General features: G+C 37.7%; 17 protein-coding genes. 6 read left to right on the top strand and 11 right to left on the bottom strand.

Translation table 11 applies throughout. From position 1 onward, the window contains the following. Position 1: 1 nt before the first annotated feature. The 5 genes from ABMA72_RS02335 to ABMA72_RS02315 form a co-directional block, all read right to left on the bottom strand. Positions 2-901 (bottom strand): hypothetical protein, encoded by a 900-nt coding sequence (locus ABMA72_RS02335; RefSeq protein ID WP_393055854.1) that lies wholly within the window; start codon positions 899-901, stop codon positions 2-4. A 19-nt stretch (positions 902-920) separates the two neighbouring features. Next, positions 921-3,884, bottom strand: a complete 2,964-nt coding sequence (locus ABMA72_RS02330) for a hypothetical protein (RefSeq protein ID WP_393055851.1) — start codon at positions 3,882-3,884, stop codon at positions 921-923. 131 nt (positions 3,885-4,015) lie between these two features. Next, positions 4,016-13,480 (bottom strand): tandem-95 repeat protein, encoded by a 9,465-nt coding sequence (locus tag ABMA72_RS02325; RefSeq protein WP_393055848.1) that lies wholly within the window; start codon positions 13,478-13,480, stop codon positions 4,016-4,018. A 355-nt stretch (positions 13,481-13,835) separates the two neighbouring features. Next, positions 13,836-14,156, bottom strand: coding sequence for a hypothetical protein (locus tag ABMA72_RS02320; RefSeq protein WP_392860914.1), 321 nt, complete (start codon positions 14,154-14,156; stop codon positions 13,836-13,838). A 109-nt stretch (positions 14,157-14,265) separates the two neighbouring features. Then, positions 14,266-14,880 (bottom strand): Crp/Fnr family transcriptional regulator, encoded by a 615-nt coding sequence (locus ABMA72_RS02315; protein WP_392860913.1) that lies wholly within the window; start codon positions 14,878-14,880, stop codon positions 14,266-14,268. A gap of 117 nt (positions 14,881-14,997) precedes the next feature. On the opposite strand from ABMA72_RS02315, the gene ABMA72_RS02310 reads away from it, so the two are divergent. The 4 genes from ABMA72_RS02310 (at position 14,998) to ABMA72_RS02295 (ending at position 18,000) form a co-directional block, all read left to right on the top strand. Beyond that, positions 14,998-15,405 (top strand): YeeE/YedE family protein, encoded by a 408-nt coding sequence (locus ABMA72_RS02310; RefSeq protein ID WP_392860912.1) that lies wholly within the window; start codon positions 14,998-15,000, stop codon positions 15,403-15,405. Continuing rightward, complete coding sequence (locus ABMA72_RS02305) at positions 15,405-15,821, top strand: DUF6691 family protein (RefSeq protein WP_392860911.1); 417 nt, start codon at positions 15,405-15,407, stop codon at positions 15,819-15,821. Before ABMA72_RS02310 ends, ABMA72_RS02305 begins: the two co-directional genes overlap by 1 nt. Before the next feature lie 78 nt (positions 15,822-15,899). Beyond that, a complete protein-coding gene (locus tag ABMA72_RS02300) occupies positions 15,900-17,246 on the top strand; it encodes a sensor histidine kinase (protein ID WP_393055845.1) in 1,347 nt (448 codons plus the stop codon). A 13-nt stretch (positions 17,247-17,259) separates the two neighbouring features. After that, positions 17,260-18,000: a hypothetical protein gene (locus ABMA72_RS02295; protein WP_393055842.1), complete on the top strand. Its 741-nt coding sequence runs from the start codon at positions 17,260-17,262 to the stop codon at positions 17,998-18,000. Here ABMA72_RS02295 and ABMA72_RS02290 read toward each other — a convergent pair. From ABMA72_RS02290 to bfr, 3 genes are all read right to left on the bottom strand, one after another. Further along, positions 17,983-18,423 (bottom strand): hypothetical protein, encoded by a 441-nt coding sequence (locus ABMA72_RS02290; RefSeq protein ID WP_393055840.1) that lies wholly within the window; start codon positions 18,421-18,423, stop codon positions 17,983-17,985. The genes ABMA72_RS02295 and ABMA72_RS02290 overlap by 18 nt on opposite strands. Continuing rightward, on the bottom strand, positions 18,423-20,114 hold the full coding sequence (locus ABMA72_RS02285; protein ID WP_393055837.1) for a FecR domain-containing protein: 1,692 nt from the start codon (positions 20,112-20,114) through the stop codon (positions 18,423-18,425). The genes ABMA72_RS02290 and ABMA72_RS02285 overlap by 1 nt, the downstream gene beginning before the upstream one ends. Before the next feature lie 79 nt (positions 20,115-20,193). Next, positions 20,194-20,670, bottom strand: a complete 477-nt coding sequence (bfr, locus tag ABMA72_RS02280; RefSeq protein WP_392860904.1) for a bacterioferritin — start codon at positions 20,668-20,670, stop codon at positions 20,194-20,196. Positions 20,671-20,800: 130 nt separating this feature from the next. Between bfr and ABMA72_RS02275 the strand changes: the two genes are divergently transcribed. Then, positions 20,801-21,034 carry a hypothetical protein gene (locus ABMA72_RS02275; protein WP_392860903.1) on the top strand — a complete coding sequence of 78 codons (234 nt, stop codon included), beginning with the start codon at positions 20,801-20,803 and terminating at the stop codon, positions 21,032-21,034. A gap of 76 nt (positions 21,035-21,110) precedes the next feature. Here ABMA72_RS02275 and phnE read toward each other — a convergent pair whose 3' ends face one another. From phnE to ABMA72_RS02260, 3 genes are read right to left on the bottom strand one after another with little or no spacing between them, the layout of a single operon-like run. After that, positions 21,111-22,205: a phosphonate ABC transporter, permease protein PhnE gene (phnE, locus tag ABMA72_RS02270; RefSeq protein ID WP_392860901.1), complete on the bottom strand. Its 1,095-nt coding sequence runs from the start codon at positions 22,203-22,205 to the stop codon at positions 21,111-21,113. Positions 22,206-22,229: 24 nt separating this feature from the next. Then, positions 22,230-22,991 (bottom strand): phosphonate ABC transporter ATP-binding protein, encoded by a 762-nt coding sequence (gene phnC / locus ABMA72_RS02265; RefSeq protein WP_392860900.1) that lies wholly within the window; start codon positions 22,989-22,991, stop codon positions 22,230-22,232. Positions 22,992-23,019: 28 nt separating this feature from the next. Then, the gene (locus ABMA72_RS02260; protein WP_392860899.1) at positions 23,020-23,937 is read right to left on the bottom strand and encodes a phosphate/phosphite/phosphonate ABC transporter substrate-binding protein; all 918 of its coding nucleotides are present in this window, start codon (positions 23,935-23,937) and stop codon (positions 23,020-23,022) included. 221 nt (positions 23,938-24,158) lie between these two features. Here ABMA72_RS02260 and ABMA72_RS02255 point away from each other — a divergent pair, with 221 nt between their 5' ends. Then, positions 24,159-24,419 carry a hypothetical protein gene (locus ABMA72_RS02255; protein ID WP_392860897.1) on the top strand — a complete coding sequence of 87 codons (261 nt, stop codon included), beginning with the start codon at positions 24,159-24,161 and terminating at the stop codon, positions 24,417-24,419. Positions 24,420-24,426 lie beyond the last annotated feature (7 nt).

Below are 24,426 nucleotides of genomic sequence, written 5' to 3'. Positions count from 1 at the left end.
ATTAATTAGTTTGAATCATTACTGATTTTAATCCTAATGGTATATTTTTATGATTTTGCCAATTTTCGTAGTCAATGCCATAGAGAGGAATGGCCGTAAGATTTAACACCTCAGGGAATTCCTGACCTGGGAATTGTTCTGCAAATTGCTTCTTTAGTCCTCTAATATGTGACTTTAAACTTATTTCCGAAAGAATTGTCTTTCCTCCTGGAAGTAAGTGGTTTCTAATATTTGCTTTGAAAAGATAGAGCTGGTCTTCATCCACAACCCCGCGTGATTCAAAGCCAGTCATTGGGTCTGTGTAGATCAGATTCATTGTAAAGAAAGTGTATGCATTACCTTTATTGGCAACCGCATAAGCAAGTTTCTTCTTCCTTTTATCAAATTTTAAAAATCTTAACTGAGGTGATACCTGTGTCTGTTTCGTTGAATAGTAAATTTCTCCAACGATAAAAGACGTTGATCCATTTAAGTAATCAATTTTGTAACCGGCCTGAAAGCTTCCTATGTTTTGAGCTGCTGGAATATTAATTTGAAGGCCGTAGTGTCTTGTTTCTCCTGGGGCCAGGCTTTGCTCAATGGCAAAGCTTTCATTTCCTCTCTCATCAAGAAGAGACATAAAGGGTGCCAGTGAGAATTTTATATTCTGTCCAATTTTGTAAGGGAGGTAACTATAGCTTCCATCTCTAGACTGGATAAGTTCTGTCTTAATAATTGTGAACTGACATGTCTCATCACTCACATTTTTAACAACAATTTCACGCTTCTTATCTCCACCTTCAAGGTAGTGCTTGATTGCTGGGTGAGATTTCTTGCCATTGTCGTCTTTCTGGAGAACGAGACAAGCTGAAGTCGTAAGATTTGCACAAAGTAGAATGAGTGTTAAAAAGTATTTCATCATTATGACCTTTTATGACCTTCTAATTATTGTAAAAGAGGTTTCTAACTCTTTTGATTTGTAGTTTTTTACCGTTTTCATTTTCTAATTCAATGTCAATCGTGATCTCATTTTTTTGACTTATCAATGAGATCAGATCTTTAAGGTCAAGATTGATATCCCACAGGCCGGAATATACCTCTTGCGTTTCGATATCAACTTGATAACCATCAAGTTTTACCGAAATATTTGAGAGAATATTATATTCAGTTTCTGCCGAATCGAGAGTTAGAAGTGCGCTAAATTTAGGTGCACTAATAATGCTATTGTCAAACTCTGTAATGATTAAGTCTTGGATTGGAAGTGTATCCACATCAATTAGCTCAAAACCAAATGTCACGGTTTGCATATTGTCTCTAGGAAGATCAAGAGTAACTTCCTTTTGAATATCTTTGTAAATAGAAGAGTTTGCTACTGCACTCAATTTATACTGTCCATTACGAAGACGTGAATAATTAATTGTATTTAAAGACTTACCACTAATAGGGATGATTTCATTATTTTCATCGATTAGCTGATAAGTAATATCTCCTATAAGTGTATCGAAATCTTTATCATAACGTCCATTCTTATTGATATCATTGTAAGAGAATGTATTAATAGTAGAGATTTCTTTAAGAGCAAAATCAACGTATACCGTTTGATTCTTAAGAACTTTTGTTCCTTTATAATACTCTGACGACTCAAGTGATTTGGCCGTAACTTGTCGCTCTATAAGGGAGATATGATCAATATCTGGCTTGAGCTCATTAATTAGATACTTTCCATCTTTATCTGTTGTTGCACTTCCTGTAACGCTATAAATACTTAGGCCTTCAACACCTTTTTCAAAGTCTTCACAAGTTCCATTTAAGTTGCGATCGATGCAGATGCGACCAGCAATACTTCCGGTACGTTTTCCACCAAAGGCGTCTTCAACTTTTCTTGGAGTTTTTGCTCCAAAGCGGTATTGAAAACGAATTCCGACTTGATAGTCAATATCATCGTATTGGTGGTTATCTTCTGCTCTTGTATAGATCTCAAAAGAGTAGTTACTATCTGTTCCTGTACGGATACCAGCTTCAATATAATCGAGATCAGTTTCTGTCTGAGTAACATAATCTCTTCTTTGGCCTTCATCGTGTCCAATTCTTACGTAGGCATTTCCATTGAAGTGATTATTGTCGATATTATAATCAATTCCAATATTTGTGCGCGTGCGATATGAGTCATCACCGTATGATTCATATTCAACGTGTGATCTAATCGTAAATTTCGGCGCTTTATAGCTTAAGTCAACTGAGACAAATGGCTCATTTGTATAGTCCTGAATATTGCCATCAGTATAATTCTTGCTGGCAATACCAGCTCTCATTGCCGCATATAATTGTTTGTTTTGATAAGCAAAGGTAATGAACTTTCTCTGCTCTTTCACAGTTGAGCTAGTATGATCTTGGTAGTTAACACTTGCAGAAAGGCCACCACCCATTGGAAAGCTTACTCTTACTTGATTTGAACTACGGTGTTGTCTATTTTGCTCATTTGTTGCAAAAGTATCTCGATCTAACTCGTCATTACGACTAAGCTCAATTAGCACTCCGTCAAAGTCATAAGAAAGGGAAGCGTTATTATAAATGACTTCTTGAAAGCGATCCTTTCGATAACCAGATGAAATAGCAATTGGAAGGTTGTTTCTCACCATATAACGAACGGCCGTACGGTAGTCTTGAATGACTCCACGTTGTGGATCATCTGAAATTGTAAGGGATGGTGCAAATGAAAGCTTATCATTTGGGTTAAAATTTCCACGATACCCAATTGATCCAGATGTTTCACCTGAATCCGAGTTTTGATTAATGACTACAAATGTACGCTGTCCTGGCCTTGGATCATATTGAACCATGGCCGCAGTGTTAAATTCATCATTTTCGTCAACACCCACAAGTGTTCCAACTTTTAAGTTTGGAAGAATATCTCTTGTATAAGCGACACCATCACGGGCCTCGTTACCAACATTTGTATCCACGTCAAGATCGACGTTATTCCCAGCACTAAAGCGCCAGCTGTCACCATCAAAGTGAAAAGTCCCACGTGCATCCTGTGCTTGTCCGTTAACCATATTGGCCTGCACGTAGCTTGATAAAGAAACGTAGTCTGATAGGGCGCCATTTGAGTTTAGAACAACTGAGCTAAGGTTGGAGTCTCTTCCTTCGACACTCATATAATCATTTGTGATGGTAAGTGTTGTATCAAGGTAATTTCCTTGACGGTCTTGATTATTAGCAGAGCTAACAAATTTAACCTGAAACTTCTTCTGAAATTTTGTGATTCCACCAACTTTGGCATTTACTTCGAATGCTGCATATGTCGAAGTACTATTTTTAAAATTAACTCTAACTGGAAGAAGTTTCACCTCATTAGCTGCAATAGTAATAGGGGAGCTATTTACGCTTACACTTACTTCTGGTGTTAGGTTTCTGATTGAAAAATGATAAACCTCGCTTGCATTACCAGTATTTTTAACTTTTAAATTAAGTGTGTGGTTTTTCTTATTTGTTTCAATATTTTGATCAGCATCAAAGAAATCAAGGTCTCGCTTCTTTGCCACAATAAAGCTTATGCTATTTTCAATCTTTTCCTGAGTTTCAATATTTGTGAAAATAATCTTTAACTCATGAATTGTCCCCGCATCAACGAAGCTAGGAGTATATGTATAGAAAGTTAGGTAAGTCAGATCACCTGCAATCAGCTCGACAGTTTCAGGGCCCTCGGCGCGCCACTGTTGATTGCTTTCAATAGAAATTTTATAAGTTGTGTTTGTTGGGGACTTAATCGGCAGAACCTGAATGGCAACCTCTCCAGGTTGGACACTCTTGTCTGGAAGCATACTAATATCGAGTTCACTACCAAATACTAGTAAATTGATGAGAAATAGAAATAGGGGCAGGACAAATTTTATCTTCTTCATAATGCTCACATCTTAACTTAAATAAGATGAAAATATTCATTGTTGAGCATTATTTATAACGATGTATACGCTTTGTACATGAGTAATATCAGTATTTTAAGGAAACAATTGTTAGACTATCTAAACTTTGGTTAGAGGAAGTATTCCGCGACTCCATAAAGCCCATTTTGTTCAAATGGAAAAATGATTGAGTCATTTGTCGGGTTGTAATCGAATTGTACTCCGCGACATGAAAGTTGTGGCATGGTCCAGCTCAGGGCACCTAAATCAGTATCTGTATCAATATTGTGGCCATAGAGACGACTGCCATAACAGTAGTAAAGGTATTGAGTTCCACCGCGTCTCGTGTAGACAAAACCATCGTCAATATTTCTTGCTGTGTAGGCAATCTGCTCGACGTTTCCGTCTTTTATAGCAATAACTCTTCGTTGAGCACCACGATACATTTTGGCCGTAACATACTTAGCATCGACACTATCGTAGAAGATATTTCTGTAGTTATCCCAGTATTCATATTCACATGTGCTTCCTGAAGTAGGTGCTGTTCTAAGCTCTGTACAACCTTCGTTTACATCATTGTATCCTAGAACACCCCAGATATGCTCTTGTCTATAACTGTCAGCAGAGTCGTAGGCCTTAAGCATAAAGTCTTCGTATCTAAGATCAGTTGTATTATATTTCATTCTACTTAAGAATAACTTCCCATTTGCAAACCCAATAGGTAGTGCTCTGTTATTGGTACCGGCAACGTCAATATCACTTCCGATTTTACCGTCTGATGTTGGATCATAGTAGCTTGTACCACTAGTGTTGCTGAAGACATCTTCCCACATACCTGTTGAACGATTTAGCATGGCAAAGCGGCCGTAGTGCCATTCCACACGGTCCATATAGATATTTCCAGTTGCGCGGTCAACAACTGTCCAGTAAGGGTTTCTTACTGGTTGTGTATTAGCAGCTGCCGATGTGGATGCTGTCGCAACGGTACCATTACCAGCTAAAATATTGATATTTCCTTCAATTGTGAATTCTTTGAGATAGTAAGATGAGGTGTCATTTACAACGACCTTACCGTTATCAAGTCTTGTGACACGGCTAATATTACTAAAGCGCGCATTAACGGCATTGACATTGTCACCGTAAGATTGGCTTTGACCAAAAATCGTAACAACTTTACCTTCTTCATCAAGAGTTCTAATTCTACCACGGTCGTTAAAATATATTTTTCCATTCTTATCGACAAAGACAGAGTAGATATCCATATTACAGGCCGTCGCTAATGTCCCATCTGCACATTCACCAAGTGTTCCTGAACCTAGAATTCTCGTATAAGTTCCATCAAAATTATTTCGATTCATATAACTTCTTGCAACTGTTACATAAGAGTTACCATCCATTCCTGTGTAGTTATAATAATGATACCAACGATAGCTATTATCAAATGGTGTAATGGACTGACCAGTTGTTGGATCAAAATAAACTCTGGCATAAGTATAGTCAGAAGTTGACCCATACATATCACAACCTGGGAAACTCTTATGGTGGTAGGCATGGCCTGTGATCCCTTGAATTTGAGATGTTGCCTGATTGAATTTTATTCCAGTATAACCAACACGGCACTTAGAAAGATCTTGAGTTGACTGCCAACCGTCTCCCGTTCCACCTAGGTAGAAAGATTCAACCTGTCCTGTTGCTGCTCTATAGATTCTAACTTTAAAACTTCCGTCAGTATTAATACTTTCAGATCTTTCAGCATTAAACCAAAGGTCGCCATTAGGAAGTGGAGTGAAAAGAACTGCATTGGTTCTATAATCAGAACTTGATAAACTTCTCATCTGAAGATCAAGTGGGTTTGCAACTGTGTCAGCAGTACTTGAACCACCACCAATAATCGTTTCAATTGTTGGGTTTTCTAAATTTAAGTCAACTCTTCTAATTCTATTATAATCGAGAATTAAGAGACGCCCTTGGTAGTCAAGAGTGATTTTCATTGGGTAACGGAGAGTAGCACTCTCTGCTGGCCCACCATCTCCAGTTGATGTTCCTGTTTTAGCAATAAAGAGTTTCTGCTTACCATCAGCAGGATCAACTGTAATAATCCCTCTTTTATAGTCGGCAAAATAAATATTACCATCATCTGTAAAAACAAGAGTGTGAATATCTGAAGAGTCTCCAACACGTTTGTTAAAGAATAGGGCAGACCTTGCATCACCACCAAGACCAGCTTCAGTATTACCTGCAATAATCTTAATACGATCAGCATTTATTGGCGTCGAAGTTAGCTGAGTACTAATCCCAGATAGGTTCGTTACTTTTACCCTAACTTTGTAAGCTGTTGCTAGTGGTGAACCACCTGTCCATTTAAAGCAACCTTCGTTAGCTGCTAGAGAAATCCCTGGACAACCATGATTTGTATGAGGAGCAATCCCTTGAGCGCCTGCAATGGCCGTAAATGTTTGCTCGTCTTGAGTATAGTAAATATTGATGGCCGTTGCTGGAAGGCCAATTGAATCATCTACTTTCCAACGAATATATAGGTCAGTCCCTGTTGGAACAGCTGAGTCTGCTCTTGTTGGAGGAATTGAAGATGTATCATTATTTGCGGCCGCAACGTCCCAAATCGTAGGTGGAGAGGCCTTGTCATAAACAATTTGATCATAGTCTGTGTCTAGGACTTGCGTATTTGTTGAAATATTTCCAGCTTCATCTTTTACCCATGCATAGACATCATAAAGTGCCGGCTCCCAACCTAGTAAGTAAGAGTAGTCAGCCACTGTAATATTTTGTGCCGGAGTGATTCCAATAGATGTCGAGTTAACTGCAATCCAACATACATCATCAATGGCCGGCTGAACTGTCGTATTCGATTGAAGACAAATATGTGTCAGATAAACATTCGCATTCTGTGAACTTGCCGTCAGTGAATATGGAATAAAGTTTGTTGGTGAAGGGTCTGCAAGCCCTGCTGAAATTGTGTTAACGACTGGAAGTCCTGTCTCTCGGTACCAATAACCTGAAACTGTCGACGTATTTGATGCTCCATTCGTTTGTGCGAAATTATAAGTATTATTAACGTCTGATGCTGTCGTGGCCGTTGTCCAAGACCATACACCTGAAGAACAAGTTGTTGTTGTCGTTTGTGCACCAGTAATATTAATCGTTAGGCCGTCTTCACATGTACCTGTAAACGTTGCAGTCGTACCATTATTCTTGATTGAACTTAGATCGATAGCAAGTGCAGGGAAGTTGGAGTCTCTTGTCCATGTATAAGTTAGGGCAGAAGTATTTCCCGCAGAGTCTGCTTGAGTAAATGTAAAGGCCCTTGTCGCGTCAGTTGTATAATTTCCTGAAGTCCAAGTCCAAGAAGATGCAGAACATGTAATGCTGTCTGATTCTGTACCTGAAATAGTAATAACATTTGTTCCTTCACATGTTCCTGAAATTGTGAAACTGTCTCTTAGTAGAGTTTCAGATTGGTTTTCTCCAATTTCAATTTGAATCGGAGCTGTCGCATTAAATGCCGGAGGAGTTGCATCACGCTGCCAAGAAAGTGAAAGGGCAGGAGAAGATGTATTTCCTGCTGCATCTGTTTGTACTAAGTTGTAAACAAATGTTCCGTCTGTTGTTTTTGGTGAAGGAGTCCAACTCCACGTTCCAGATGAACAGTTAAATGAAGTTGTCTCATCACCTGTTACATAAATTGTATAAGTTCCTTCACAAGTTCCTGACCATGCATTTGGAGTGTCAGCATTTGTGAAGTCAGGAGAAATCCCCGCTGTCTTTGTAAGAATAGGAGCTACTTCATCACGAATAAATGTTCTTGAAACTGATGTCGAGTTTCCTGCAGCATCAACCTGATTGATTGTAACAACCTTCGATCCATCATTATCAGAGAAGTTAACAGTCTGTGAAAAAGTTCCACCTGAACAAGCAATAGAGAATGCCGCTTGAATATCACCAGAGATATTAATATTTAACCCACTTTCACAATTACCATTAATCGTTGTACTTGAAAGGTGATATGAGTTATTGGCAGGTGATGTATAGCTTAAGGCCGGAGCAATTGAGTCAATCTCAAACGCACTTGATTCTACTGTTGCTGAATTTCCTGCTAGATCTGTGAATGAAACTCTAAACTTAGCATTAGTCGTATTAATTGATGGCACAGTCCATGCTCTTGAGAAGGCCTGTGAACTAATTGGCCCATTTGTCGCCGCAGTCGTTCCTACTGAAGACCAGCTACTTCCATTATAAAAGTCCACTTGGAAGTTTTGAGCTGATGATGTACTTGCATCAGTTGCACTCCAGGCAAGATTGAGATTATTTCCACCCTTTTGAATCGCTGGTGTTGTCAGTGATAGACTTGGGTTAATTGTATCGTAATAGACATTGATATCACTTGAAGTTGTCGAGATATTGCCATGTGGGTCTTTTGACCATGCCTTAAGTGTGTGTAGGCCCTGAGTGGCACTTGCAAGGGTATAAGTTGTTGCACTTGCTACCGTTGAACACGCTACCCATGCATCACCGGCCGCTGTCTGGCCACCTTCATTAATAATTACTGAAGTGATATCGCTACAGCTACTCACTGTCATAGTGTTAGCAGTTGAGCTTGTGTAAGTTGCCGATGTAAGCGCAATAGTAGGAGGAGCTGAAGGAGTTTTATCAGTTACTGTGATTGTTACAGTCTCAACAGAAGCTGCATCAACAGTTCCATCATTTGCGATAAAAGTGAACGTTTCTGTTCCATGGAAGTTAATATTACTTGTATAAGTACAAGTTAAATCAGTTCCATAGCTACCTGTCGTAATACAATTTGAAAGTGTCCCATTAGATGGTGCTGTGACAACCTTATAAGTTAGTGGATCACCGTCAACATCACTTGCATTACTAAGAGTAATTGCTAGGGCCGTATTATCATCAGTTGAATATGCCTGATCTGCTGCCATAACAGGAGCATCATTAATAGAGTTTACAATGATTGTAACTGTCGCAACAGTTGAGTCTGCCACACCGTCATTTACTCGGTAAGTAAATGTTGTTGTTCCATTAAAATTTGCGACAGGAGTATAAGTACAAGAACGAGATGTACCACCTGAACAACTTAAAGAACCTGTAGCAGGATCAGTAAGCTTAACATAGTATAGAGTGTCACCATCAATATCAGCGCCAGAATTTAAGCTGAAATTTAGAGGTGTATCTTCATTTGTTGAAATAGTTTGAGTCGCTGCCAGAGTTGGAGCATCGTTTACTGCATTAATTGTAATATTAACAGTTGAGCTTGCCGCTGAATCTAGCAGCCCATCGTTTGCAAGGTATGTGAATGAATCTGTCCCATTGAAATTTGCACCTGGCGTATAAGTACAAGTGATATCTGTCCCATATGATCCAGTTGTAATACAATCAGATAGTGTTCCATTAGTTGGTAGGCTTATGACCTTGTAGCTAATTGTTTGTGCTGGTACATCCACATCTGTTGCACCATTAAGGGTGATACTAAGTGGAGTGTCTTCATTCGTTACTTCGTTTTGATCGGCCACCATAACAGGGGCATCATTAATTGCATTTACTGTAATGCTTACTGTAACTGTATTTGAGTCCAGTGCCCCATCATTTGCTTTATAAGTGAATGAGTCACTTCCTTCAAAATTCAGGTTTGGTGTATAAGTACACGCCGTAGAAGTTCCACCTGTACATGATAAAGTACCATTTGTAGGGTTTGAAACAACGATATAAGAAAGCGTATCATTTTCAATATCACTTGCTGCCGTTAGATTGAAATTATGTGTAGTATCTTCGTTAGTTGAAAATGACCAGTCTCCCGCTAGAGTAGGTGCATCGTTTACACTATTTACTGTTAGAGAAACCGTTGCATTTGTAACGGCAACACCAACACTATCAGTTGCAGTATAAGTAAATGAGTCACTTCCATAGTAGTTCGCATTTGGCGTATAAGTACATGAGATATCTGTCCCATAGCTTCCCGTTGTAATACAATTAGAAAGCGTACCATTTGATGGCGCTGTGATGACCTTGTAGCTTAAAGTTTGTGCCGGTAAGTCTACATCTGTCGCACCATTAAGAGTGAAGTTTACTGCAGTATCTTCATTAGTCGAATGAGCTTGATCTGCTGCCATAACAGGAACGTCATTAACTGCGTTAACAGTAATTGTTACTGTTGCAGTATTTGAGTCAAGGGCCCCGTCATTTACTTTGTAAGTAAAAGATGTCGAACCATTAAAGTTTAAGTCTGGTGTAAATGTACACGCTGTCGATGTTCCACCTGTACAGCTTAGGTTTCCATTTGCAGGAGTTGAAACAATAACATAAGACAGAGTATCAGCTTCAATATCTGATCCGGCCGTTAAGTTAAAGTTTAAAGCTGTGTCTTCGTTTGTTGATACACTTTGCGTGGCCGCAAGAGTTGGAGCATCGTTAATAGGAGTGATTGTAATTGATACTGTTGAATCAGTTGCTGAATCAGTTAGCGTATCATTTGCTCTGTATGTGAACGAGTCACTTCCATTAAAATTCGCCCCAGGTGTATAGTCACATGTAATATCTGTTGAATAAGTAGATGTATTAATACAATTAGATAGCGTACCATTTGTAGGAGCTGTAATTAACTTGTATTGGATAGTTTGTGCCGGAATATCAACGTCTGTAGCACCAGAAAGAGTGAAGCTTAACGTGTTATCTTCTGCAATTGTCTCTGCCTGATTTCCTGCCATTACAGGAGCATCATTTTCTGAAGTAATATTAACTGTAACTGTTGCTGTTGTTGAGTCTAATTGGCCATCATTTACTTTATATGTAAATGAAGTTGAACCATTATCGTTTAGATCAGGAGTATAAGTACAATCTCTTGAAGTTCCACCCGTACAAGTTAAAGATCCTTTAGTAGGGGTTGTCACAATTAAGTATGAAAGACTGTCACCCTCTGTGTCTGCTCCAGCATTTAGTGTGAAGTTCAGAACTGTATCTTCATTCGTACTAACTGTTTGAGTTAGAGCAAGAGTCGGAGCATCATTAACTGCGTTAATTGTAAGAGTCACTGTCGCAAAACTTACTGCATCAGTAACTGTGTCATTAGCAATATATGTAAATGAGTCTGATCCGTTATAGTTAGCACTTGGCGTATAAGTACAGTCTCTATCGTTAATATATGAGCCCGTTGTAATACAATTTGTAAGAGTCCCATTAGTAGGGCCAGAAACTAATTTGTATGAAATTGTTTGAGCAGGAATATCCACGTCAGTTGCAGTATTTAATGTAAAATTAAGAGCAGTATCTTCATCTGTTGATTCAGATTGATCAGCACCCATTACAGGAGCATCATTTACTGTGTTTACTGTGATTGTCACAGTTGCTGATGTTGAATTTAGTTCACCGTCATCAACTTGGTAAGTAAATGTATCACTTCCAAAGAAGTCTAGATTTGGCGTATAAGTACAAGCTGTTGAAGTCCCTTGAGTACATGAAAGGACACCATTAGATGTCGTTGAAAGTATAGTGTAATTTAGAGTCGTCCCTTCGATATCACTACCAGCATTAAGATTAAAACTTAGTGGCGTATCTTCATTTGTTGACTCTGCTTGAGTAGCTGCAAGTGTAGGAGCATCGTTAACTGGAGTAATGGTTAGAGATACAGTTGCTACACTTGCAGAATCGAGAGATCCATCATTTGCTATATAACTAAAGCTGTCACTTCCATGGAAATTTGTATTTGGTGTATAGTCACATGTTAAATCATTTCCATATGTACCTGTTGTAATACAATTTGAAAGTGTACCATTATTTGTTGAACTTACGATCTTATAAGTAAGAGATGCTTGTGCATTATCCACATCCGTTGCCTGATTAAGAGTGATTGCAAGTGTATTATCTTCCGCAATCGTAAGACTTTGATCCGCTCCAATAACTGGCCTATCGTTTACATTTGAAATATTTAAAGTAACTGTCGCTTCTGTTGAGTCTAGCTCTCCATCATTTACTTTATATGTGAAAGTATCAACACCAACAAAATCAGCATTTGGCGTATATGTACAATCATTAGTTGATCCTACACAAGTCAATGTTCCGTTTGCTGGTAGTGAAGTTGTAATATAAGAAAGACTTGGAGAGTCCACATCATTACCAGTTGTCAGAAAGAAGTTGTGTACAGTGTCTTCTGTAACATTAACACTTTGAGATGCAACGAGAGTAGGTGCATCGTTAATTTGTTCTATATCAAGTGTATAGGTAAATTCGTGATGTACTAAGTCTGTGTTAACATTTGCATCGCCATCATTCTTTTTCCCAATTCTAACAATAATATCTGCACTTGCAGCAGTATCTGCTGGTGGTGTGTAAGTCCATGTACTTGCATTTGAAACAGTCACTCCATCAAGTATCCATTGGTATGCAACTGGATAAGATGAATCCCAGTGAACGGCACTTGTTTCAAAATCACTTGAAATCCCTTCTTTTAATGAAGTCGGTGTCTCAAGAGACTTTAGTTTTGGGGCAGCGTCTTTTAAGATCGCCGCTGTTTCACCATGAGTTAGCTCACTAAAGATTATACTGGCATCAGTATTATTTTCTAGCTCAGTATAAATAAGATCATAATCAATCGTTTGGTTATCAACACTTGCTTGGATTAATGCTTCAGTTTGATCCAGATAATTTGCAAGCTCTTGTGTCGGCGTGTAGTCAATATCTGTATTTGTGATCTTAGCAAGTAGAGTTGAAACAGGTGTAATATCTTGTGGCTTGAAATAACTAGTTACAACTTTTTCTAGCTCGTCGCTACATCCCGAAACCTTAACCTTGTAACGAGCTGGTGCTGTTAGATCTAGTGCTAATTTCTTTGCATCAAATTTAAAATATGTTGAAGTATTAATCCCTTCAAATGTAATCGGGTTATCTTCAAGTACTGTCATCGTCACAAGATCAAAGAGTTCGACTTTAGGGTCTGCACATGTTGTTGCCGCATAGGCATTGCTAATAAAGAGACTCTTATTATTTGTCTGAGTAATTAGTCCTGATAGAGGAGGAATACGACCTTCAATAGCAGGTACTACAATGACTGTATTATTTGAACCAGGATTTTGTTGGCCACTTGAAGATTCATCTTCAGGATTTGTTTCATCAGCTTGTGGTGGTGTTGGAAGAGAGTAAGTAATGACTTTCTTATTTTCTTCCTTGGCCTCTACTTTCTTATCGTCTGCTTTTGCAGGAGTTCTTTCAAAAGAGCTATTTGAATAATATGGCCTAGAATAATCTGAGTCGTTTAAGAAGACTTGTGTTGAATTCTTCTTCTTTTTATTAACAGCAAGTTTTGAGACTTGAAAGTCTCCTTTCTTATTACTTGGCTCTACTACTTCATCATTATCATCTTGCGCAAGCGAAGATGGCCCTCTTTTACTAATAGTTGATGTCGTAGAGTTTAGTCTTGCTTTAACCTTAGGCTTAACAAGTTCGTATTCGATTCCAATCTCTTTCGCCAATTCACTATAACTAGCAGTCTTCGTTGCATTACCATCTGCAAAGAAGATATAGCTAAAGCTGAATAGTGATGCCAGAGCTAGTCCGACGTAGAGTATTGGTTTTTTCAAAGTCCCTCACAAATCATTGATAGTTAGTTGTTTGTGAACAAATTTTATTCTTAAATATTTTCGACTTAATATAATATTTCTTTAGTATTAAAGCACTTAATGAACAAATCACTAAATTCAGTCACTTATATCGGCTTTTTGGAGGAATTATTTAATTTGGTGGCAATTTTTTGTGGAGGTTCAATTTTTTTACATGAGATATCAGTAGTTTATAAAGTTAATTATTTAAACTAAATACTTTTACATTTGAAAAATTAAAGGATTTCTTAAGGTTGAGATATGATATTTATTTAGTTGATTAAAAAGGCCCAACTTGAAGCTGGGCCTAGATATTTTTTAAATTTATTTGCTATGATTACTCAGCTGCAAAGTAGCCAATATAATCAATCGAGCATGTGTCTGGGTTAACTGCAACAGCTGCATTAAACCAACCAGAGTGCTCTGAACCGATTGCTGAGTAAATAAGCTTGTCTTCATTGAATTGTGCTAGCTTATTTCCTCTTTCATTTAGAAGCTCTGTTCCCTCAGTTAGATACATTAGGTATTTAACTTCTAGTGGACGATCTGCTCTAATTTTTCTTTCTAGTTGCTTATTTACAACATTGTCACAAGCGATTGCATTTGAGCTAATTGCTAAACATGAGATAAATGATAAAAGAGTCATTGCTAATTTCATAAGATGGCCTTTGTGTGGGTTAAAGTTGGCCGCATCCTATCTAAGCAACGTGATATAGACAAGCTTGAGCTGCCTTAAATGTAAAATTTGCTATGAATTTAACAAGATCTTAATAATTCTCACTCGAATATTTTAGAAGCTTTTGTTCGTCCACAATTTCGATACTTCTGCCACTCTTAGTGATTAAACCTGCAGACTCGAGTTCACTTAAGATTCTTGTGACACTCTCAAAAGTTGACACTGCAAAGTCTGCTATCTCCTTACGAGTCCAATTATGCTCTGGATGCTTAAGCTTTAAATAGACTAGGGCCTCAACGATTCTTGCCTTGGCCGACTTATCTGCCATTCCAGCAAGTCTTCTTTCAGCATTTCCAAGTTCCCTCGCTAGAATTTTCGTCATATTCTTAAGTAGGGCCGGGCTTTCAAGACAAATATTGTCACATTGCTTACGATCAATGAGCATTAACTTTGACTTTGTCAGACTAATTGAATTGGCGTGATAAGGTGTTTCTAAAAAGTATGAACGATGGCCGAAGATTTCACCTGGCCCATAGACTCTTAAAAAGCTCTCCTTACCATTTTCGCTATTGTAATAAAGGCCAATAATTCCTTCTTCTACAATATAGAGGTATTGAGGGGACTCTGACTCTCTATAAATGACTTCGCCTTTTTGATACTGACGAAAAATAGGCTGTTCAATATTATTTAAGATTTCCTTAATCATGTTTTTCCAAATTTGATGGGCATCAATGTTAATTTATAATCATTATATATAATTAATTTAAGTTTGTAAGTCCTCGAACTATGACAAAGGACTGATTTTCAATAAAAAGGTGAGTATATGACGAACTTTACATGGCCACTCGTTGGCGGGATATTAATTGGAGTATCGGCTGCTTTTCTGCTCTATTTTAATGGGCGAGTTGCGGGAATCTCAGGTATATTTTTTAATTTTCACAAAAAGAATGACGGCGGTTATTGGCGTGTCTTCTTCGTGCTAGGTCTCCTGGCCGGTGGACTTGTTGTTAAATTGGTGGACCCAAGCTTTTTCAATTATGCCCTCAACCTAACATATACTAAGGCCATTGTGGCCGGTCTATTTGTCGGTGCCGGAACACAACTTGGCTCAGGTTGTACTAGTGGACACGGTGTATGTGGACTTTCACGTTTCTCAAAACGTTCACTGGCCGCAACTCTCACTTTCATGGCCGTTGCTGTCGCTGTCGTATCTTTAATGGGGTTATTATAATGAAGAAATTAACAAGCTTAATTGCTGGAATGATATTTGGTATTGGTCTAACTCTATCAGGGATGGTTAATCCAAAGAAAGTCATCGGCTTCCTTGACGTCTTCTCTTTGCAGGGGGGATGGGATGCATCTCTAGCCTTTGTGATGGGTGGTGCCGTTGTTATTGGTGTTATTGCCACTAAGCTTATTACAAAGCGCGGTGCTCCAATCTGTGATGTACAATTTCACTTACCAACTAAGACGATTATCGATAAGAAGCTAGTCTCTGGTGCGGCCCTTTTCGGAATTGGTTGGGGGATCGCAGGAATTTGTCCTGGTCCGGCCATCGTAAACCTAATTAACCTTTCGGCCCCGATAGTGGTATTTGTTCTCGCAATGGTCGTGGGCTCTCAAATCTCTAAGAAATTAGCTTCCTAATAAAACTTTCTGAGATAATTTTTTTATGCGTCAACTAGTCTTATTGACTATGGCGCATAAAATCATTACTCTTGTCTAATGTATGAATATTTACATCAATTCTCTCTAAATTTTTGGCTGGCCTTTGGCTATGTCCTAATTGCTCTTGGAGCAGCGACATATTTAATCTCATTAGGTGTGACAAGTATTCATCTAAATCGCCTAAGTCAAAATGCACAATCCTCTCCAATTAAGACAGTTGTGATGTGTTTTTCTCAAGCAGCAGTTTGTTTAATCATTGTCTCTAATTTCTTCTTTCCTCTATATTCTGTTTATAAAGTACCTTTGACATTGGTGATGTTTATTTTCACCTACACTGCCAGGTATCATTATTGGCGAAACCTTTCAGAAGTATTCAATGAGAATAAGACTTTGAGAGTTATTTATAACGGCATTGTTGTAGGCGCTATTGGCTGTTGTCTCATTCATTTATTTTGGTTTTTAATGAAGGGGCCAGGGCCTTGTTGTCTCGGCGAAGAATATATTAAAAATCCTGCATCAAATTATATCTTAAAGGTGCAGATTCCATATTTAATGAATGATAGCTTTTCAGGTTTTGTGAAGTTTTTTACGATTTCGGTTTCTCTTGTCTATATTCGTTTTTTTCTGATCTCATTGAAGTCTCGTGACTACCTCATGATATTTGGACTTTTTATCAGTGTCTTAAATATCTTCTATACAACGAGTTATCATGCCTTTGGCTTCAAGTATTGGATTCCTCTCTACTTCGTTGTGGACTTATTGGAGTACACAAGGCTGCAGCAATTAGAGGTTTCTCATTTTGCCCAAAAGCTTAAGGAACAAAAACAGTCATATAATTCTATGATTCACGATTTGGCCAATCCACTACAGTTTACAAACTTACGCTTACAAAAGCTTAAACGTGAAAATTCCATTAAAGAGTCCAAGGAAGTTAAGGCCATTTATGAAGGGACGAAAAGCGCCATCGATATTTTAAATAATTATAAAAATCGAGGATCAAGTGACTCTCATATTTCGGATATTGTTGAAGAAGTGATTTCAATTTTTCCCGACGTTAAAATTTTCTATACTAGGCCTCATAAAGAAGTGAGGGTAAATAAAGGGATTATCAAGAACTCCTTGATTAATTTGATTAAAAACTCTCATGAAGCACTTAAGGAAGAACTTGAGTGGATAAAAATTAACATTAACAATGTTGAAGATCGACTTGTTATCAAAATTATCGACAATGGAAAGTTTGTTGACTTCAAGTCTCCTGAGTTGGCCTTCGAATTTGGCTCCTCAACTAAGGGCGATAAAAGGGGAGTAGGACTTTATTCAATAAAGAGAGATATTGAAAAATTAAATGGTAACTTAAAGTTAGATAATGAAGAATCCTTTACCTGTTTTACAATAGAGATTTAATAAGATGCTTGAAATGAGTCTTAATCACAGTGATATGAAATTGATTCCCGCTATTTATAGCTTTTTCACATTTATTGTGGGGCTCTATTATCTCTTTCTAAGCCTGAGTGCTTTTCGTATGAGGCGTACTTTAAAATCATCGTTAAGAATCGAAAGGATGCCTTTTTTTCAGGCCATCATTTGTTTCTTAGTTACTTCACTTCTCTTTGTTCCACTATACTCTGATTATAAAGTAGGAGTCACTCTACTCGTTTTTCTCCTACTATTTTTGGCGCGTTTTGATTTATGGAATATTTTAAGTAAAGTTTTAGGTGAGCATAAGCTTCTTAGAACGATGTATAAAATTGTTGTCTACTTGGCGATATTTGTTTTTGGCATTCACTATATTCTCTACTTAGTGGAGGGCAGTGGCTCGTGTTGTATAAGTGATGATGTCATCTCTAAAACGACTAATGAATTAACGAAGCTCATTTTACCATTTAATATGAGTAAGCTTTTAACTGCTTCTTACCGAGTGGTCGCCTTTCTTAGCCTATTAATCTATATTCGCTTTGCTTATCTTGCATACAAAAAGGCCGACAAGTTTTTATTTGTCGGCCTTGTTATTAATATTTTCTATTACTCGTACTTTTTCTTAAACTTTCTCGTGGTACATAATTATTGGATACCAATTTTCTATCTTGCAGATCTCGTTATTTATTTAAGACTCATGAAATTCGATCGAAAAAAAATTGGCCTAGTTACACTTTCCTAGTTCAAAATTAATTGTTCCGTATCCGTTAACACAAGCTGTGCAATTTATAGAGGCTTTTACTTGATCCCCTGGAGCGATATGGACGTTAGCATTTCCTCCTGGGAATGGGATGCCTGCAGTAACAGGAGAGTTGTTTAGGACAACGTCAAATGATGCAGATGAGACATCTCCCGATTTCAGTTGTATATAGACATTCTCAATACACCAGTATTGAGAAGAGTTATATCCTTCAACATTTAATACGTTTGTGTCGACTTGATTTTGAATCCCAAAATACCAAGTTGAGGTTGTATCCGCATTAAAGAACTCAAAAGAGATAACGGCCCTATTGTCATTTTCAAAAAGGTAAGCATTTCCATCAGCGTCTGTTTTAAAACATGATGATAGGCCAAGTAGTAGTGAAATTATTAGTAGCGCTCTCATTAAAACTCCATTTCATATAAGACGCTAAAGTCTTTATTTTTAACAATGATATCTTGTGCGATAAATTCGCGGTGTAAGAAATTAAATAAGAGGGCCGTTGACTTCGAAAGATGTCTTCTTGCTCCAAATTCAAAGCCTTTTCCAGAGTAAATGGCAATATTAGGGTGATGAGAGTCAACAATATATGAGCGGTAACTCGTTAGGAAGCTCCAATTATCACTGTAGTCATATTCTGCTCCAAATTTTAGATAAGGTGCAAACTGCGTTCTTTGATCCATGACAGGAGTTAGACTCGTTTCAAATCGCGCTGTAAGAAACATTTCATCATTCATGAAAAATCCCGTTGTCAGCCTAAAGCGATTATTTAATCGGTAGTAAGCTTGAACACCTAACTCAAAAGTTAAGATGTCATCGTCCATATCTTCAGGTTCAAGATCGCCGCGATCCATGAAATAAGCATGTACTCCAAAAATATAATCAAGGTATAGTTGTTGATTTAAAACATGGCGGTAGTGTCCAACAATATCGGCCCCAAGTCCACCGTAGTTATCATCATCGCTTCCATTGTTATTTTCCATACTAGCGTAATTCATCTGCTTTACACTTAGGCCAGTTTTTAATCCCCATGAATTCTTCATTCCCGCTAGTCTAGCAGGGCCAGAGTTTGGCCCATGATCAACAACTTCATGGCCTTGAACTTCTTTGTATTCAATTTTCTCATTAAGTTTTTTGACAACTTCTTTCGTCTCTTCGTCTTGTTTCTTTGCAACAAAACCTTTCTTCTTATCAAGCTCAATTCCATTGGCCGCAACAAATTGCCCAGTGTTCTTATCGACACTACCAATATCAAGTGATTCATCTTGAATCGCTGGAATGAAGATCGCTGAGTCAAGGTCGACGATTGCACCATTTTTTGGAACTTCATCGGCTTCGACATCATTTCCATAGAGCTTAGTGATTTCCGTCTTGCTTAAGTCTTCACTACTAGCAACTTGAATATCGCTTCTTTTTACACTCTCAAGGTTTTCGTTCTTTTCAAGTGCAATGAGCTGACTTGGATTTACTTTCTGCGGAGGGATTTCATCATAGAGGTGAGCATAGGTCGTTGAGGCCGTCCCTTTTTTAACGATTGTGACATCATCACGGTCGACATTATCTTTCACTGTTTTTTCCGGATCAATACTCTCGCTATTGATCTTTTTTACAGCAACTTCACCCTCAAGTGTTACAACTGATGTGGCCTGGTTTTCCTGACTTACCACCGTGACAAATTCTGTTCCACGAACACCTAAGGCCATGGTCTTTGTCTTTACATAGACTTTATTAAAGGCACTATGTCCTTTTGACTTTTTTGCAGGAACAATCTTTGATCGCATTTTTCCATTCAAAACTTGGATAATACTTCCAGCTTTCTTTTCAACTTTTGTAAGCTCGATTTTTGAGTTTGGCCCAACGACGATATAACTACCATCTTCAAGAATTTCGATCTTCACAAAAGAGCGCAACCTCGTGACAATCGAAGTATTTTCTTTAAGGAGCTGACCTTTCTTTATCCAGCTGGCCTGCATGGCCCCTGGTGGAAGTTGAGAAACTTCACCACGAATATTAACGACCTTGGCAAAGGCCGCAATTGCGTTTGCTTGGAAAAGACTTAGAGGAATTAAAATGAGTGATAATTTAATTAGATTCATAAAAGTAAACATCCGTGTTTAATTAATTTATCTAATTATAAATAAAAAACAGATGAATGTTTACTTTTTTTTACTTTCTTTAAACAGATTCAGATGCAGTCTGTAGATAATTTTGTAAACCAATTTTATCAATTAGTGAAAGTTGAGTTTCTAACCAGTCAATATGATCATTTTCAGTATCTGAAAGTAGCTCTAAAAGAATATCTCTTGAGACATAGTCATTAACTGACTCGCATAGAGCAATTGCTTTTCTGAGTAATTTACTATTTTCAACTTCATATTGAAGCTCGTCTGATATTAGCTGCTTCACATCGCGACTTGGCTTATATGGTAGGCGAGTACCTAGCTCAGGTAAGCCTTCTAGAAAAATGATTCTTTCAATAAGCTTAGTTGCGTGGATTGTTTCATCATCTTTCTCATGATCAATGCGTTCATAAAGCTTTGTTAGTCCCATGTCTTGGAAAAGGCGTGAGTGAAGGAAATAGAGATCGATGGCCGATAGCTCTTGTGTTAATAATTCATTAAAAATATTGATAACTTCTTGATTTCCCTTCATTTTTTCTCCTTTCATAAAGCATACATGAAAGGTGACTTTTTTCAAATACAATAATAGTTGATCAATATACTAAAGTTACTCTTAAGAAAAACCGATAAATTTACTACGTGATTAGGACGTAGGAGGAATTATGAAAAAATTAATGGCCATGGCCGTATTAGGGCTTACCCTTGCTTCTTGTGGGTCATCCCCCCAGCGAGATATTGCCTCAGTAGATGGTGCTTGTTCACTACAAAAACACCCAGCTAAGAATCATTATCGGATCTTGATTAATGACAAACCTCATAGCCAGTATTGGTATACAAAAGGTGATGCGTTGAAGATCCAAGACTCATTTTCTAAAAAAGGAATGTGTACTGATTAATAGATATTTTTAAGGGAGAGAAATAAAAAGGCCCGCGGATGCGGGCCTTCTTTGTATATAAACTAGTTTTACTTTACTACTTGATCGCTTCACGGATCTTAGAAGATAGCCAGTCCATGATCCATACAATCGCAGCAATTACGATTACTAGAAGACCAACTTCATTCCACTTAGCTAGACCTTGGTACTGCATTAGCATTGTACCAATACCACCACCACCAACTAGACCAATTACTGTGGCCATACGAACGTTGATGTCCCAACGGTAGATTGAGAATGATAGGTATGGAAGAACGATTTGTGGAACAACACCAAACCAAATTACTTGGATAGGATGAGCACCAGTTGCCATCATTGCTTCGATAGGTCCGTTTGAAACGTTTTCAATCTGCTCAGAGTATAGCTTCGAAAGTGAAGATACTGAGTGAAGACAAAGTGCCATCATACCAGCGAAAGGTCCAATACCTACCCATACAGAGAAGATAATCGCCCATACTAGTGGCTCAATTGAACGTGAAACGTTTAGGAAGAATCTAACGACAGAGTAAATTGTCATTGTTAGACGAGATCCATTCATTAGGTTTCTTGCTGCAAAGAATGCTAGAACAAATGCAATTGGAAGTGCTACTGCTGTTGCAATAAACGCCATGTAGATCGTTTCAATTGCTGCAAATAGAGCTTCTTCGAAAATTGCAAAGTTTGGTGTTAGAAGAGCTGTAAAGATTCTCTTTGCACCAGTCATTCCTGATTCAGAAAGGAATTCGTAAATTGAAATTTGTGAAACATAAATACTAGCAATAAATGTTAGTACTACAGTTGCAATAAGTACGAATGAGAATGGCTCTTTCATAAATAGAGTATTCTCATCTCTTTTCATAATTCCTGTTAGCCCACGTCCAAGAGACATTTTAGTTGTGTAAAGAGCTGCTGCTACTACAAAACCTGCTCCAAGAGCGATTAGTGGCTGGTTCCAAGAAAAGTCTGGGTAACGTAGACCAAGAATTAGTCTCTCCCATACGATCTTCCATGAAACAAGAATCATGTATGACCAAAGAAGGAAATCAATTAAGAATGAAAAGAAATTCATTTTTACTTTGTATGATGTGTACTCTTCTTTTGGTTTTGGTAAGTTATTAACTTGCGTATCTGCCGTTTGAGTCGTCGTTGTCATTATTTAATCCTATATCCAAAAAACTTAGTTAATCGTTACTTCTACAGCATCTTCACCGTAGATTGTCTGGAACCATTCTTCGTTAATATCAAGTGGTTGACCTTCATAAATCAGCTTCCCACCTTTAAGAGCAACTACGCGTGAAGCGTATTCTCTAACTAGTGATAAGAAGTGAAGGTTACAGATAACTGTAACACCAAGTTCTTCGTTAACTTTCTTAAGGTATTGCATAACTGAGTGAGAAGTTGCAGGGTCAAGAGACGCAACTGGCTCGTCAGCAAGAAGAACCTTAGGGTTTTGCATAAGAGCACGAGCAATAGCAACACGTTGTTGCTGACCACCTGAAAGGTTGTCCGCACGTACGTTTTCTTTACCTTCAAGACCAACGATCTTGATGTATTCCATTGCTTTTTTCTTATCTTCTTCAGAGTAGATACCAAGTACTGACTTGATAACTCCTGTTCTTGCAAGTGTTCCAGAAAGAACGTTAGTCATAACAGTTCTTCTTGGGATTAAGTTAAAGTGTTGGAAGATCATTCCGATGTGTGAGCGAGCATTTCTCATTGCTGCACCCTTAAGTTTCGTAATATCTTTTCCTTCGAAGACGATCTCACCACTTGTTACATCGTGAAGGCGGTTCATACATCTAAGCATTGTCGACTTACCTGAACCAGACAGACCGATAATAACAAGGAACTCACCCTTGTTAACGTTAAAGCTAACGTTGTTTAGAGCGTGGCATCCGTTAGGATAAACTTTGTTAACATTTTTAACTTCTAGAATCATTTCATTCTCTCTTTATTTAAAATAAAACCTATTTCTTGTTTAGTTGTTCTTCAAGATTGATATTTAGTGTTTTAATTACGTTTCTTAGTCCATCGTAATCTGCATCAGTTGTATCAACTAGGCCACCAACACTGTAAATATTTTCGAATACATCTTTACCTTCTGGAGTAGCGATATATTTCTTAACAGCTGCAATAAACTTTTCAGTTACTTCTGCAGGAAGGTCCTTTCTGAATACGAATGGATCATTAGGGATTTTTTCAGTGATTTGAACGATTTTTACTTTATCTTCAACATCTGGGAATTGAGTTTTTACACGTGAACGTGCATCACGAATTGTTCCGTCAGAAGATGGAGCAGAGTAGTAAGTTGCACCAGCATCTACTTGTCTTTGGTAAACCATTGTTACAACGTTGTCGTGCTTAATAGCAAAAGTTGTATTACCTGGCTTAACATCATTTTCCATCATAATCTTAAGTGGAAACATATAACCTGAAGTTGATGAAGGATCTGTGTAAGCGAATTTCTTACCTTCTAGGTCTTTGATTGAGTTAATTCCGCTATCTACGTGAGCGATGATTTGCCCTTGGTAGTAATCGTGTCCATAACGAAGAACTTTAAGTTTTGCACTAGCTCCATATTTTTCGTTTGCCATTAGGTAACCAAAAGAGTTCATAACTGCAATGTCTGCTCTTTTTGAACCAAATGATTCAACTACTGAAATGTAGTTTGTTGGAATACCTGTTTTGAAGAATAGGCCAGTCTCTTTTTCTAAGAATTTGATAAAGTGAACTGAGTTCGATGCAATTGTGTCTGCATCAACTGATGGTGTGAAGTATAGTTTTACAGGATTGTCTTTACTTCCTAATTTCATATCTCTCTTACAAGAGATTCCTGTTGTTATTGCTAGTACTAAGCTCATTACCGCAACAATTGTGTGTTTCATTGGTTGTTCTCCTCGTATATTGAACCCTAATATATATAGAAACCTAAAAAAATCTAACATTTTGAAATTACGCTCTTTTAGCATGAATAAGACAGTTTTTTAATGTCAACCTAATCACAATTATAATTATCTTTAAAAACTGAATAATTTCAGTAATTTAGTGAAGGTAGTTTTTATAATATTTAGTCTTTGTTTAATTTGATCAAGGTTATAATGGATACATGGCGTTAAATATCAAAAAACTCGAAAATCCTGTGCGTCCTACTGATCGATTAAGCTCAGATGAGACTCGCGTCAAAAGACTTCACAAGAGTTGTGATGGCTCAAAAAATTTTGATGAGAGCAATAATGATAGTAAGCGTATGTCATTGATAAAAAGCTTCCTAGAAGAGCTATACAAACGTAAGCACTCCGTGAAAAAGAAGCTTAAGGACAAGAAAGAAAAGGTGAATGAGGCCATCAGAAGGTTGGATATCCTCTAATTTTTTT

Source organism: Halobacteriovorax sp. CON-3, assembly GCF_043196995.1.
Classification (GTDB): Bacteria; Bdellovibrionota; Bacteriovoracia; order Bacteriovoracales; family Bacteriovoracaceae; genus Halobacteriovorax_A.
The sequence above is the reverse complement of the archived record's forward strand: the minus strand, read 5'-3'. Positions and strand labels throughout refer to the sequence as shown.

Excerpts from the sequence above, each read along its gene's own strand:
- ABMA72_RS02295 (WP_393055842.1), top strand. The coding sequence starts at position 17,260 with ATGAGTCTTAATCACAGTGATATGAAATTGATTCCCGCTATTTATAGC.
- ABMA72_RS02300 (WP_393055845.1), top strand. The coding sequence starts at position 15,900 with ATGTATGAATATTTACATCAATTCTCTCTAAATTTTTGGCTGGCCTTT.
- ABMA72_RS02260 (WP_392860899.1), bottom strand. The coding sequence starts at position 23,937 with ATGAAACACACAATTGTTGCGGTAATGAGCTTAGTACTAGCAATAACA.
- ABMA72_RS02285 (WP_393055837.1), bottom strand. The coding sequence starts at position 20,114 with ATGAATCTAATTAAATTATCACTCATTTTAATTCCTCTAAGTCTTTTC.
- ABMA72_RS02330 (WP_393055851.1), bottom strand. The coding sequence starts at position 3,884 with ATGAAGAAGATAAAATTTGTCCTGCCCCTATTTCTATTTCTCATCAAT.
- ABMA72_RS02290 (WP_393055840.1), bottom strand. The coding sequence starts at position 18,423 with ATGAGAGCGCTACTAATAATTTCACTACTACTTGGCCTATCATCATGT.
- ABMA72_RS02335 (WP_393055854.1), bottom strand. The coding sequence starts at position 901 with ATGATGAAATACTTTTTAACACTCATTCTACTTTGTGCAAATCTTACG.
- phnC (WP_392860900.1), bottom strand. The coding sequence starts at position 22,991 with ATGATTCTAGAAGTTAAAAATGTTAACAAAGTTTATCCTAACGGATGC.
- bfr (WP_392860904.1), bottom strand. The coding sequence starts at position 20,670 with ATGAAGGGAAATCAAGAAGTTATCAATATTTTTAATGAATTATTAACA.
- ABMA72_RS02310 (WP_392860912.1), top strand. The coding sequence starts at position 14,998 with ATGACGAACTTTACATGGCCACTCGTTGGCGGGATATTAATTGGAGTA.
- ABMA72_RS02315 (WP_392860913.1), bottom strand. The coding sequence starts at position 14,880 with ATGATTAAGGAAATCTTAAATAATATTGAACAGCCTATTTTTCGTCAG.
- phnE (WP_392860901.1), bottom strand. The coding sequence starts at position 22,205 with ATGACAACGACGACTCAAACGGCAGATACGCAAGTTAATAACTTACCA.
- ABMA72_RS02275 (WP_392860903.1), top strand. The coding sequence starts at position 20,801 with ATGAAAAAATTAATGGCCATGGCCGTATTAGGGCTTACCCTTGCTTCT.
- ABMA72_RS02305 (WP_392860911.1), top strand. The coding sequence starts at position 15,405 with ATGAAGAAATTAACAAGCTTAATTGCTGGAATGATATTTGGTATTGGT.
- ABMA72_RS02255 (WP_392860897.1), top strand. The coding sequence starts at position 24,159 with ATGGCGTTAAATATCAAAAAACTCGAAAATCCTGTGCGTCCTACTGAT.
- ABMA72_RS02320 (WP_392860914.1), bottom strand. The coding sequence starts at position 14,156 with ATGAAATTAGCAATGACTCTTTTATCATTTATCTCATGTTTAGCAATT.